At 66.0% G+C, this 12067-nt stretch carries 12 protein-coding genes; 3 read left to right on the plus strand and 9 right to left on the minus strand.

The annotated features are described in order from the left end of the window. Positions 1 to 34: 34 nt before the first annotated feature. From hemL to FHP89_RS18185, 3 genes are read left to right on the plus strand one after another with little or no spacing between them, the layout of a single operon-like run. Entirely contained in the window at positions 35 to 1318 is a 1284-nt protein-coding gene (gene hemL / locus FHP89_RS18175) for a glutamate-1-semialdehyde 2,1-aminomutase (RefSeq protein WP_144179736.1), read from the plus strand. Positions 1319 to 1358: 40 nt separating this feature from the next. Then, positions 1359 to 1964 (plus strand): TetR/AcrR family transcriptional regulator, encoded by a 606-nt coding sequence (locus tag FHP89_RS18180; protein WP_144179737.1) that lies wholly within the window; start codon positions 1359 to 1361, stop codon positions 1962 to 1964. 35 nt (positions 1965 to 1999) lie between these two features. Further along, entirely contained in the window at positions 2000 to 2914 is a 915-nt protein-coding gene (locus FHP89_RS18185) for an alpha/beta hydrolase (RefSeq protein ID WP_144179738.1), read from the plus strand. Here FHP89_RS18185 and mgtE read toward each other — a convergent pair. From mgtE to FHP89_RS18230, 9 genes are all read right to left on the minus strand, one after another. Next, positions 2864 to 4300 (minus strand): magnesium transporter, encoded by a 1437-nt coding sequence (gene mgtE / locus FHP89_RS18190; protein ID WP_144179739.1) that lies wholly within the window; start codon positions 4298 to 4300, stop codon positions 2864 to 2866. The genes FHP89_RS18185 and mgtE overlap by 51 nt on opposite strands. Before the next feature lie 96 nt (positions 4301 to 4396). Next, positions 4397 to 5089 (minus strand): monofunctional biosynthetic peptidoglycan transglycosylase, encoded by a 693-nt coding sequence (mtgA, locus tag FHP89_RS18195; protein ID WP_144179740.1) that lies wholly within the window; start codon positions 5087 to 5089, stop codon positions 4397 to 4399. After that, a complete protein-coding gene (aroE, locus tag FHP89_RS18200; protein ID WP_144179741.1) occupies positions 5086 to 5919 on the minus strand; it encodes a shikimate dehydrogenase in 834 nt (277 codons plus the stop codon). The genes mtgA and aroE overlap by 4 nt, the downstream gene beginning before the upstream one ends. Positions 5920 to 5976: 57 nt before the next feature. Further along, positions 5977 to 6912: an energy transducer TonB gene (locus FHP89_RS18205; RefSeq protein ID WP_144179742.1), complete on the minus strand. Its 936-nt coding sequence runs from the start codon at positions 6910 to 6912 to the stop codon at positions 5977 to 5979. 9 nt (positions 6913 to 6921) lie between these two features. Beyond that, complete coding sequence (locus tag FHP89_RS18210; RefSeq protein WP_144179743.1) at positions 6922 to 8823, minus strand: ribonuclease catalytic domain-containing protein; 1902 nt, start codon at positions 8821 to 8823, stop codon at positions 6922 to 6924. Between the two features lie 43 nt (positions 8824 to 8866). Then, positions 8867 to 9751 (minus strand): EamA family transporter RarD, encoded by an 885-nt coding sequence (rarD, locus tag FHP89_RS18215; RefSeq protein ID WP_391525885.1) that lies wholly within the window; start codon positions 9749 to 9751, stop codon positions 8867 to 8869. A gap of 3 nt (positions 9752 to 9754) precedes the next feature. Next, positions 9755 to 10585: a methyltransferase domain-containing protein gene (locus tag FHP89_RS18220; RefSeq protein ID WP_144179744.1), complete on the minus strand. Its 831-nt coding sequence runs from the start codon at positions 10583 to 10585 to the stop codon at positions 9755 to 9757. Beyond that, a complete protein-coding gene (locus FHP89_RS18225; RefSeq protein WP_144179745.1) occupies positions 10582 to 11148 on the minus strand; it encodes a YqiA/YcfP family alpha/beta fold hydrolase in 567 nt (188 codons plus the stop codon). The genes FHP89_RS18220 and FHP89_RS18225 overlap by 4 nt, the downstream gene beginning before the upstream one ends. A gap of 21 nt (positions 11149 to 11169) precedes the next feature. Further along, entirely contained in the window at positions 11170 to 12003 is an 834-nt protein-coding gene (locus tag FHP89_RS18230; RefSeq protein WP_144179746.1) for an undecaprenyl-diphosphate phosphatase, read from the minus strand. Positions 12004 to 12067: the final 64 nt, after the last annotated feature.

A 12067-nucleotide genomic window follows, 5' to 3' on the forward strand; every position in this document is an offset into this window, starting at 1 on the left:
TGCGGATTCAAGAACACCTTATCTGGAAGAACTCATGAGCCGAAACGAAACCTTGTTCAATCGCGCCCAAACCGTGATCCCCGGCGGCGTTAATTCTCCGGTGCGCGCCTTCGGGTCGGTCGGCGGCTTCCCGCGCTTCATCGCGCGGGCCGAAGGCTCACGCATGTGGGATGCCGACGGCGCGGCCTATATCGACTATGTTGGCTCCTGGGGCCCGGCCATCGCCGGTCACGCCCACCCGGCCATCGTCGAGGCGGTGCGCGAGGCGGCGCTGAAGGGCTTGTCCTTTGGCGCGCCGACCGAGGCGGAAGTGGAGATTGCCGAGGAGCTGTGTGCGCATCTGCCCAGCCTCGACATGGTGCGCCTGGTCAGCTCCGGCACCGAGGCAACGATGAGCGCCATTCGTCTGGCGCGTGGTTTTACCGGCCGCGACACCATCATCAAGTTCGAAGGCTGCTACCACGGCCACGCCGACTGCCTGCTGGTCAAGGCCGGCTCCGGTCTGCTGACCTTTGGCAACCCGTCCTCCGGTGGCGTGCCCGAGGACTTCGCCAAGCACACCCTGGTGCTCGACTACAACAACCCCGAGCAGCTCGAAGAAACCTTCCGCGCCAAGGGCGACAGCATCGCCGCGGTTATCGTCGAGCCCTTCGCCGGCAACATGAACCTGATCCGCCCGAGCGACCGCTTCCTGCATCTGCTGCGCCAGCTGTGCTCCGCGCATGGCACCGTGCTGATTTTTGACGAAGTGATGACCGGTCTGCGCGTTGGCCCGCAAGGTGTGCAAGGTCTGGTCGGCATCACGCCGGACCTCACCACCCTGGGCAAAGTCATCGGTGGCGGCATGCCGGTGGGTGCCTTTGGTGGCCGTCGCGACATCATGGAAAAGATCGCGCCGCTCGGTTCGGTGTATCAGGCCGGCACACTGTCTGGCAGTCCGGTGGCCGTCGCTGCCGGACTGGCGTCGCTCAAATTGATCCAGGCGCCGGGCTTTTACGAAGCGCTCGAAGCGCGCACCGTGCAACTGGTCGAGGGCCTGCAGGCTGCTGCCAAACGCCACGGCGTCACTTTCTGCGCCCAATCCTTCGGTGGCATGTTCGGACTGTATTTCGCCGACGCGTTGCCGCAGTCCTTTGCTGACGTGATGGCCTCTGATCGCAACCGCTTCAACCAGTTCTTCCATGCCATGCTCGACGCGGGCCATTACTTTGCGCCCTCGGCCTTCGAAGCCGGCTTTGTCTCGGCCGCCCATACCGAGGTGGACATTGACGCTACCATCGCGGCAGCGGATCGGGTGTTTGCCGGCATGGCGGCGTAAAAGCCTTGATAAAAGAACGATCGTTCTATAGTGTGAGCGCATGAACAAAGGCGAACGTACCCGACAAACCATCCTCGATGCGGCAGTGGCCATGGCTTGCGAAGCAGGCTTCGAGTCGCTGTCGATCGGGGCGCTGGCTGATCGGGTCGGCATGTCGAAGAGCGGACTGTTCGCCCACTTCGGCTCACGCGAAGACTTGCAGATCGCCGCCATCGAGGCGGCGGCCGCACGCTTTACCGAGCTGGTCTTCCTGCCGGCGCTCAAGGCACCACGCGGGGTGCCGCGTCTCGACGCCTTGCTCGGCAACTGGCTGACCTGGGTCGACCGGGGCGGCTGGGGCGGCGGTTGCCCCTTGCAATCGGCCGCGCTGGAATTCGATGACAAGCCCGGCCCGGTGCGCGACGTGGTGATTGCCCATTATCGGCAGCTGGAACGAGAGCTCACGCGCACCGTGCGCCTGGCGGTGGAGCAGGGCGAGTTCCGTGCCGATCTCGATCTGAGTCAGTTCGTGTTCGACATGCTGGGCATTGTTTTCGTTACCTACTACCGGCGACGCCTGCTCTCCGATGCGAACACGCGCGCCATGGCGCTGCGCAGCTTCAACGACCTGATTTCACGTAGCCGGACGATACCGGCAACCCACTGATCCCGTCCGGGATAGGCGATCTGACAGAGAGAGGCATGATGAAAACTTTGCCAAAAAATAGCACGACCGATCGTATTGAATTGCTGACCCCCGCGCAACGCCGCTGGGTATCGCTCAGCGCGCGGCTGTTTCCGGGCTGGACGGCGGGCAAGGCCGAGGCGCTGCTGCTTCGACCACCACGCAAACGGGGGCGGGCGGGTGAGGTGCTCAGTGCCTGGGGCCAGCGCGAGACCTTGAGCGTGGGCGGCCACGCGATGGCGGTGTGGCATTTCGGCGAGGCCGGGCGGCGGCGCGTGGTGCTGGTGCATGGCTGGGGCGGGTATGGCGCGCAATTGGCCGCCTGGGTGCCGGCTTTGCTGGCGCGTGGGTTTGCGGTCAGCGTATTCGACCAGCCTGGCCATGGCGACAGCGATGGCCAGGCGGGGATCTTGCCCGACTTCATTGCCGGCTTGCGAGCGGTGATGGCGGTGGTGCCCGATGTGGCGGCCGTGGTGGCGCATTCGATGGGCGCCGCCAGTGCCTTGCATGCGGTGCGCGAGGGCTTGCCGGTGGATGCCCTGGTGTTGATTGGCTCGCCGGGCTCCTTCGACATCCACCTGAAAAGTTTGTCTCGGCGGGTTGGCCTGGGGCGGCGGGCGCATCACTCGCTACGCGGCCGACTGGAGCGTCGCTATGTGCCAATCGCTGAAATGGATGCCTTGCGCGACCTGCCCGTGGCGCGCACGCGTGCCCTGTTTGTGCATGACGAGGATGACTCGGAGGTCGACTTCAGCCATCTGGCACGACTGCATGCCGCCTGGCCGGGGAGCGAGACGATGGCCACTCACGGCTACGGGCACCATCGGATCCTGCGCGCGCCGGAGGTGATCGCGAGATCGGTGGACTTTCTGGCGGAGGCCCTAAAGCAAAAAAATCGAGGCCAGCCCAAGGAAGATGAAGAAGCCGCCTGAGTCGGTACAGGCGGTGATCATGACGCTGGCGCCGAGGGCCGGGTCGCGTCCGAGGCGCTGCATGGTGGTGGGGATGATGACCCCCATGCTGGCGGCCAGCAGCAGATTGAGCGTGGTCGCCAGCGTCATCACCAGGCCGAGTTCGGCGTTGCTGTACAACAACCAGGCCATCACGCCGAGCAGGCCGCCCCACACCAGGCCATTGATCAGGGCGACGCCAACTTCCTTTTTGAGCAGGCGCTTGCCGCTCTCGTGGCTGATCTGGCCGACGGCCATGGCGCGCACGATCATGGTGATGGTCTGATTGCCGGAGTTGCCGCCAATGCCCGCCACGATGGGCATCAGTGCGGCGAGGGCGACCAGTTTCTCGATGGCGCCTTCGAAGACGCCGATCACCCGCGAGGCGATGAAAGCGGTGACCAGATTGACCGCCAGCCAGGCCCAGCGGTTGCGCACCGAGTCGAGCACCGGGGCAAAGATGTCTTCTTCTTCGCGCAGACCGGCCTGATTGAGCAGTTCGGCTTCGGATTCTTCGCGGATGTAATCCACGACTGCGGCGACGGTCACGCGACCGATAAGGCGGTCGTCGGAGGAGACCACCGGCGCCGACACCAGATCGTAGCGTTCGAAGGCGGTGGCGGCGTCCTCGGCCTTGTCGTCGGGGCGCAGCAGCAGCGGGTCGTCATTCATGATCTCCGACACCAGTGCGTCCGGGTCGCACACCAGCATGCGCCTGAGCGAGAGCACGCCGCGCACGGCTTCTTCGCGGTCGACGACATAGAGCTTGTCGGTATGGTCGGGCAGTTCGGTAAAGCGGCGCAGGTAGCGCAGCACGACTTCCAGGCGCACATCTTCGCGGACGGTCACCATGTCGAAGTCCATCAACGCGCCGACCGTGCCTTCGGGGTAGGACATGGCGGCGCGCAACTGGGCGCGCTCTTCCACGTCCAGCGACAGGTACACATCCTCCATCACCGCGTCGGGCAGGTCGGGCGCGAGGTCGGCCAGTTCGTCGGCGTCGAGTTGCTCGGCCGCGGCCTTGAGCTCCTCGTGCGCCATGGTCTCGATCAGCGATTCGCGCACCGCATCGGAGACTTCCAGCAGGATCTCGCCGTCGCGCTCGGCCTTGACCAGATCCCAGACGAAGAGACGCTCGTCAACCGGCAGCGCTTCGAGGATGTAGGCGATGTCGGCCGGGTGCAGCTCTTCGAGTTTTTGCGTCAGCTCGGCCACATGCTGGCGATGGACCAAGGCGTCCACCAGCTCGTGGCGGGGCATCTCCTGGCGGTGCACGAGGGTCTCGACCAGCGACTGGCGGCGCAGCAGGTCTTGCACCTCTTTCAGGTGCGCCTGGACATTCTCGCGAGGCTGCTCGAGTTCGGACATGAGGTGGATTCCGCGGCGCTGAAGGGGGCGGCCGGTTTTGGCGGGGGCCATTGTACGTGCTTTGCCCGGGGGGCGCGATGCCGGTTTTTGGCCGGATCAGGGCACTTGCGATCGGTGCATCCGGGCTTGTATGCGCTCGGCGTGAGCGGCCAGGCGGGGGCCGAACTGGCGCTCGTAACGGCGCGGGTTGGGCAGCATCACGGCCAGTCGCGCCGCTTGTGCCGGGCCGAGCGAGGCGGCCGGTTGGCCGAAATAATGGCGCGCGGCGGCCTCGGCGCCGAACACACCGCGCCCCCACTCGACCACGTTGAGATACACCTCAAGAATCCGCCGCTTGCTCCAGGTGGTCTCGATCATCAGGGTGACAATCGCCTCCTGCGCCTTGCGCACATAGCTGCGCGAGGGCGACAGAAACAGGTTCTTGGCCAGTTGCTGGCTGATCGTCGAGCCGCCCGCGACCGCGGCGCCACGCTTTTGATTCTTTTCGATGGCGCGCTGGATGCCTTCCCAGTCGAAGCCTTCGTGTTCCAGAAAACGGTCGTCTTCGGCCGCCACCACGGCTTGCTTGAGATGGCGGGAGATCTTGGCGTAGGGCACCCACTGGTGCTTGAGCCGGGCGTTGGGCTCGCTTTCGCGCAGGACAGACAACTGGGTGGACATGAAGCGGGTCATGTCCGGGTCGTTGCGGGTCCACCACAGCACATGCGCGAAAATCCAGCACTCGTAGAGGACGAAGGTCGCCAGCAGGAGCAGCAGCGCGCCGCCGGTCCAGCGGCCGATGGCTTTCATCCGCCTGCCAGTGTCGCGCGCTGTGCGGCGAGTACCGGGGCGGTGTCGGGACGAACGCCGCGCCAGATCAGGAAGCTCTCCGCCGCCTGCTCGATGAGCATGCCCAGGCCGTCGGCCACGCGTGCGGCGCCAGCGGTAGACGCCGCGATCAGAAACGCGGTGGGCTCGGCGCCGTACATCATGTCGTAGGCCAGCGCGCCGGGGGCGTAGACCGTGTCGGGGATGGCCGGGGCGGCGGCTGACAGGCTGGCCGAGGTGGCGTTGATGATGATCTCGAAGGCAGCGATGCCGAGGTCGTCGAAACCGCTGGCGGTCAGCGGGACTGCGCCGGCCAGGCCGTCGAACTCGCCGGCCAGTTCGACCGCTTTGGCGGCCGTGCGGTTGGCGATGTGCAGTGCGCGTGGGGCGGCTTCGATCAGCGGCTGAATGGCGCCGCGCGCCGCGCCGCCCGCGCCGAGTAGCAGCACGCGCCGGCCAGCCAGCGGGCAGTCGAGATTGGCGATCAGGTCGCGCACCACACCGACGCCATCGGTGTTGTCACCATGAATGCCATCGGCGCGAAAGCTGAGCGTGTTGACCGCGCCGGCGGCCTGGGCGCGCGGCGACAGGTGGTCGGCCAGCGCGAAGGCTTCGAGCTTGAAGGGCACGGTCACGTTCATGCCACGGCCCCCCGCAGCGATGAAGTCGCGCACCGTGTCGACGAAGCCGTCGAGCGGGGCCAGGATGCGTTCGTAAGTCATCGCCTCTCCGGTCTGCGCGGCAAAGGCGGCGTGGATGGACGGAGATTTGCTGTGGGCGACGGGGTGGCCGATCAGGGCGTAGCGGTCCATGGGCTCGGGGGCGCGTGAGAAAACGCCATTTTACCGTCGCTGGCCAGCGTGCCGACGCTATTTGGCGCTGGTCTCGAGCGCGTCGGCGTTGGTGAAGCTCCAGGTGCGTGTGATTTCGACGATGTCGGTGTCTTTGCGGATGCTGGCCGGGAAGGCCGAGAAGGGCGCCGCCAGCTCGACGATGCGCCGGGCGGCGTTGTCGAGCACGGTGTGGCCGGAGGACCGATGGATGTTGATGGACTCGACGCTGCCGTCGGCGCGGATGACCACCGACATCAGCAGGCTGCCGTAGAGTTTGCCGCGCGCCGAGTCGGGGTAGTTGAGCGTGCCGACGCGCTCGATCTTGAGGCGCCAGTCTTCGACGTACTGCGCGAAGCGGTATTCCTTGGTGCGCGCGCCGATGAACTTCTTGCGCGGGCGCTTGGCGTATTCATTGAGGTTCTTGTCGATCTTGGCTTCGAGCCGGGCGATGGCGGCGGCGCTGTCCATCAACTCGGTGCCGGAGAGCTCGCGCGGGGTCTCGGCCGGGGCGTCGCTGTTCTTGACCACCGGTTGCGTGGTCGGGCGGGTTTTCTTGGCCTCGGCCACCAGTTTGCGCTGCGCCGCTTCGAGCGCTTCGACCTTGCGCTTGGCGTCCATCAACTGGTCGCCGTCTTTTTGCTTTGGTTTGGGCGGCACCGGGGTGCTGGCCATCTGCTTGGCGTCGGTGTTGCCGCCGCCATCGAGGTTGGCCTGCGCCAGCGCTTCGGCCTTGTCGGGCGCGCGGGCGTGGCGGGCGTTGACCAGCACCACTTCGAGGCCGCTGTCGCGCTTGAACGCCTTTTTGATGTCGGGGAATTCGAAGTGCAGCGATAACACCGCGGCGTGCAATAAAAAGGAGATGCCGAAGGCGATGATCACCGCCGATGAGCCGCGCCGCGCCCAGGCACGCGCCGACGGCCGCGGGGCCGCCTTTTTGGCGCGTGGTGTCGGGGCTTTGACGGCTTTGATCATGACAACATTCTACTGTGCAAGCGAATCGGCAGCGGCCTCGTCGGTGGCTTCGGAGAGCAGGCTGACGAAGCGCGCGCGCACGTCGACATCGAGCAGGTCCGAATCCTTGAGCTCCAGACTGATATGCGCGCCCGGCGCTTGCAGGGGCATGCCATTGACCTTGAACACGAAGGGCGAGTCGTCGAGGCGCACCACGTTGTCGCGCAGCACGCGGGCGGTGATGATCGGGTCTTCGCGCTGACGCAGCCAGCGCACGCACCAGTAGCGTTCCATGTGGCGCTGGAACTCGGCGTAGGCGGTGTAGGCCAGGTCGAAGTCGCGCACGGCTTCCATCAGGTCTTGCGACTTGGGCGGGAAGGGTGGCTCGACGCCTTGCAGCACGCTGATCAGTTGCCACTGATTGACCATGTCGACATAGCGGCGCAGCGGCGAGCTGGACCAGGCGTAGCAATCGACGCCCAGGCCTTCGTGCGGTGCGGCCACGGTGGCCATGCGCACCTTGCCGCCGCCTTGCACGCGGTAGATGCCCGGCACGCCGGCTTCATCCAGGCGCTTGCCCCAGGTGGAATTGGCGGCAATCATCAGCTCGGAGACGGTCTTGTCGATGGGCGAGCCGCGCAGGCGCTGGCCGATGCTGATCACGCCGGGGCCGTCGGGCGAGGTGGCGTCCCAATCGACCGCGAAGCTGAAATCGGTCTGCGTCTGGTTGGTGGCCGGTTTGCCGCGGCCGGCTTCCAGAATGGTGGCCAGCTCCCACAGCAGGGTCAGCTCTTTCTTCCAGGGGAAGTCGGGGCCGCCGTTCATCAGGGTGTCGTCGTTGAACACCGGCTCCAGGTCGTGGTGGCGCAGGTTGGCGGCAATGGGCACCATCTCCAGCCGGGTTTCATGGCTGAGCACGGCGAGCGCGTTGGTGATGTCGAGGTAGAGCGACACCGCCGGGCAGGTGCGTCCGGCCTCCAGCGTGAAGGTCTCGACCACCGAATCGGGCAGCATGGTGATCTTATTGCCGGGCATGTAGACCGTCGACAGGCGCTTGCGGGCAATCTCGTCGAGCGTCGAGCCCCGCGCAAAGCCCAGGCCCGGCGCGGCGATGTGGATGCCGATGCGCCAGCCGCCGCCTTCGCGCGGGGTGACCGAGAAGGCGTCGTCGATCTCGGTGGTGGTGGCGTCGTCGATGGAGAAGGCTTTGACGTCTGCCACCAGCAGATCTTGCGGCCACGTGCAGGTGGGCACCTCGCCAAAGTCGGTGCCATCCGGGAACTGGTCGAACAGGAAGCGACCGTAGTGCACATCGTAAGTCGAGCTGAAGGCGCCGCACTTGAGCAGCAGCGCGGCGGCGCTCAGGCCACTGTCGACGCAGGCGGCTTCGAGGGCTTTGGCTTCGAGGCGGTTGCGGTCGGGGCGGTAGAGCAGTTGCGCCACCATGCCGTCGAACTCGTCGGGCAGCTCACCGGCGAGCAGGCGGTCGCGCATGGCTTCGATGGCGAGGCTTTGCTGACGTTTTTTCTCCAGCCCGGCCAAGGCGGCCTGGAGGATGTCGTCGGGTGCCTTGCGGAAGCGGCCGCGGCCCTTGCGGTGGAAGTAGATCGGCGCCGAATGCAGGCACAGCAGCACAGCGGCGGATTCGACCGCGTTGGGCACATGGCCGAAGTAGTCTTTGGCAAAGTCGACAAAATCGAATTCGTCGTCGCCGCAGACCTCCCACAGGAAGTCGACCTCCAGCGATTCGGCTTCGGACTCCGCGCGCGGGATCAGCTCGCCGGGGGCAGGGCTGTCGAAATTGAGCAGCACATGGTTGCGCTTGATCTTGAGGCGCTTGCCATGCGTGTTCTCGACTTGCAGGGAGCTGTCGTTGTCCAGCAGAACGGTGCCGCATTTAAAGGCGCCGCTCTCGTCATAAAGCACGTGCATCGGGGGGCTGTCTGGGAGGTTGAGGCCCGACAGTTTAATGGATTCAGGCGCGCGATGGCGCTCGGCTGGCGCGCAGCAGATCGGCGGTGTAGAGCGCCAGCGCGCACCAGATGATCACGAAGCCCGCCAGGCGGGCGGCGTCGAAGGCTTCGTGGAACACAAAGATGGCCAGCAGGAAGTTCAGGCTGGGCGCCAGATACTGCAAAAAGCCGACCGTCGCCAGCGGCAGGCGGCGGGCGCCGAAGGCAAACAGCATGAGCGGCGTGGCGGTGAGCACACCGGCAACGGGTAGCAGCAGATCGATGTGCAGGTCGTGGCCGAAGTGAAGGTCGCCGGTGAGGTAGAGCCAACCCAGCCAGCCGAGTGCCAGCGGCAAGACCAGCACGGTTTCGACGCACAGGCCGACGATGGCGTCGACCGGGGTGCGCTTGCGCAGCAGGCCGTAGATGCCGAAGGTCAGTGCCAGAAACAGGGCGATCCACGGCACCGCGCCGACCGCGGCGATGCGCCAGGCCACGCCGCAGGCGGCGATGGCGACGGCCAGTTTCTGCAGCGGCCGGAGCCGTTCACCCAGAAACAGCCGGCCGAGCAGCACACTGAGCAGCGGGTTGATGAAGTAGCCCAGGCTGCCTTCGAGCACGCGCTCGTGCGTGATCGCCCAGACAAAAACCAGCCAGTTGCTGCCGGTGAGCAGGGCGGTGAATAACAAGGTGCGAAGCAGCCGACGGTTGCCAAACGCGGCGCGCAGCGCCGGGCCTTGTCGCATGAAGCCGACCAGCGCGGCCAGAAAGACGACCGACCACAGCACGCGGTGGGCAACGATTTCGTCAGCCGGTACCGTGCCCACCGCCTTGAAGTACAGCGGCGCCAGGCCCCAGATGGTGAAGGCCGCCAGGGCGGCGAGTATGCCGCGGCGCGTGTCGTCCACGACTTACGGCTTGATGGCGGTGGCGATCAGCGTGCTGGCGGGGACGTGGTAGCCGTCGTCGTCAGCCAGATCGGCGAGATCGTCGGCGACGGCGGCGCGCAGTGCCTGCTGCTTGTCGGCGGGGAGGCGGGACAGCGCTTCGGTGGCGCCGCCGGCGAGCGCGAGAAAGGCGTCCCAGTAGGCGTCGGCGGTGGCGAAGCGGCAGTGGAAGTCATGCGGCGCGAGCGTGATGCGGCCGAAGCCGGCCTCGCTCAGCATCGCGCTCAGGTAGGCCGGGTCGCCAAAGCGGAACACCGAGGGGCGCGCCACTTTGGGCGCCGGCAGCAGTCGGGCGATGCATTGCTGGGCGCGCTCGATCAGCGGCACGCTGCCGGCGGCGCCCCATACCGATAGCGCGATGCGCCCGCCCGGCTTGAGGCTGCGGCGCAATTCTGCCAGGGCTTTGTCGGGGTGCGGCAGCACGAACAGGCCGAGGCCGATGCTGATGCCGTCGAAGTGGCCGTCGGGCGTGCACAGGCGCTCGGCATCGGTGGCGGCGAACAACACATTGCCGGCGTCGATGTTGCGCCGGGCGTGGGCGAGCATGCCGTCGGCGATGTCGGTGGCCAGCACCGAGCCGGTCGGGCCGAGCTGCGGCGCCATGGCGCGGGCGAGCAGGCCGGGGCCGCTGGCGACGTCGAGCCAGTGCTCGCCGGGCGCGGGCGCGGCGGCCGCGATGAGCGCGTCCTGCAAGCTGGCGCGCAGATGGGCGGCGTTGTCGTAGTGGGCGGCGATGCGGTTGAAGCCGGCGCGCTCCATGGCCTTGAAGCGGCGGGCGTCGAAGTCGGAACTCATGTGATCTCCGCGAAGGCGAGGACGTCGTCGAGGTAGTCGTTCCAGCGCGAGAAGCTATGGTCGCCGCCGTCGAGCACGGTCTGGCGGGCGCCGGCGTATTTGGCCACGGCGTGGCGATAGTCGAGGACTTCGTCGCCGGTCTCGACCATCAGCCAGTAGCGCTCGGGGCGGGTGATTTTTGGCACTTCCATGGCCTTGAAGTCGGCGATGTACTGCTCGGTGAAATCGAAGACTTCACCGGTGTAGAGGTTGGTCTGCTGGCCGACATAGGGCGCGAGCGAGATGTGCGACAGCACGCTGGGATTGACCGCGATGGCTTTGAAGCCGTGCTTTTCGGCCAGCCAGGTGGCGTAGAAGCCGCCCAGCGAACTGCCGACCAGGGTGGGCGGCGTGTCGCAGCGCGCGATCTGCGCTTCGATGAGGTCGATGGCCGCTCTGGGCGCCACCGGTAACTGCTCACACCAGAACTGATCCGCCAGGCCGCGCTCGGCCATGTAGGCTTTCAGGCGCGAGGCTTTGATCGAGGCGGGCGCGGAGCGGAAGCCGTGGAGGTAGATGATCATGGGGCGATCCTGTGCCGTGTGTCAGGCGTCGTGCCAGCTCACCCAGCCGGCTTGCCAGGACACCAGCACCACGATACCAAACACGATGCGATACCAGGCGAAGGGGGCGAAGCTGTTGTTCGACACGTAGTGGATGAAGGCCTTGACCGCGACCATGGCGGCCAGGAAGGAGGCCACAAAGCCAATGGCAAAGACCAGGTAGCCGTCGCTGTTCATGCCGCTGAGCAACGCCCAGTTTTTATAGACGTCGTACACCGTCGCGGCGAGCATGGTGGGGATGGCGAGGAAGAAAGAGAATTCGGTGGCGGCCTTGCGCGACAGGCCGAGCATCAGCCCGCCCATGATGGTGGCGCCGGAGCGTGAGACGCCCGGGAACATCGCGAGCGACTGGGCAAAGCCGACCTTGAGTGCGTCTTTCCAGCTCATGTCTTCGACGGTGTTCAGGCGCGGGTGGTAGGCGCGGCGCTCGATATACAGAATCAGCAGACCGCCGGCGATCAGTGCGCCGGCCACGGTGAGCGGGTTGAACAGATAGCCCTTGATGATCTTGTAGAACATCAGGCCGAGCACGGCGGCCGGCAGGAAGGCGACGATCAGGTGACCGGTGAAGCGCCGGGCGAGCGGATCGGTGCGCAGGCCACCAAGCACCGTGGTAATACGCTGGCGATAATCCCAGCACACGGCGAGAATGGCGGCGAGCTGGATCACGATCTTAAAGACCTTGCTCTGGTCGTCCGTATAGTCGAGGAGGTCCCCGAAAATGATCAGGTGGCCGGTGGACGACACGGGCAGGAATTCGGTCAGACCCTCGATGACACCGAGGATGGCCGCTTTGAACAGCAGTGGGAGATCCATTCTGATTACAGTTTGCGCAAAGGCGCGATTATAGCCGGCCGAGGTGATTGGCATGTGACGCGTC

Source organism: Denitromonas ohlonensis, from assembly GCF_007625205.1.
GTDB lineage: Bacteria > Pseudomonadota > Gammaproteobacteria > Burkholderiales > Rhodocyclaceae > Nitrogeniibacter > Nitrogeniibacter ohlonensis.

Excerpts from the sequence above, each read along its gene's own strand:
- FHP89_RS18205 (WP_144179742.1), bottom strand. The coding sequence starts at position 6,912 with ATGATCAAAGCCGTCAAAGCCCCGACACCACGCGCCAAAAAGGCGGCC.
- mtgA (WP_144179740.1), bottom strand. The coding sequence starts at position 5,089 with ATGAAAGCCATCGGCCGCTGGACCGGCGGCGCGCTGCTGCTCCTGCTG.
- aroE (WP_144179741.1), bottom strand. The coding sequence starts at position 5,919 with ATGGACCGCTACGCCCTGATCGGCCACCCCGTCGCCCACAGCAAATCT.
- FHP89_RS18185 (WP_144179738.1), top strand. The coding sequence starts at position 2,000 with ATGATGAAAACTTTGCCAAAAAATAGCACGACCGATCGTATTGAATTG.
- FHP89_RS18210 (WP_144179743.1), bottom strand. The coding sequence starts at position 8,823 with ATGCACGTGCTTTATGACGAGAGCGGCGCCTTTAAATGCGGCACCGTT.
- FHP89_RS18230 (WP_144179746.1), bottom strand. The coding sequence starts at position 12,003 with ATGGATCTCCCACTGCTGTTCAAAGCGGCCATCCTCGGTGTCATCGAG.
- FHP89_RS18225 (WP_144179745.1), bottom strand. The coding sequence starts at position 11,148 with ATGATCATCTACCTCCACGGCTTCCGCTCCGCGCCCGCCTCGATCAAA.
- mgtE (WP_144179739.1), bottom strand. The coding sequence starts at position 4,300 with ATGTCCGAACTCGAGCAGCCTCGCGAGAATGTCCAGGCGCACCTGAAA.
- hemL (WP_144179736.1), top strand. The coding sequence starts at position 35 with ATGAGCCGAAACGAAACCTTGTTCAATCGCGCCCAAACCGTGATCCCC.
- FHP89_RS18220 (WP_144179744.1), bottom strand. The coding sequence starts at position 10,585 with ATGAGTTCCGACTTCGACGCCCGCCGCTTCAAGGCCATGGAGCGCGCC.
- FHP89_RS18180 (WP_144179737.1), top strand. The coding sequence starts at position 1,359 with ATGAACAAAGGCGAACGTACCCGACAAACCATCCTCGATGCGGCAGTG.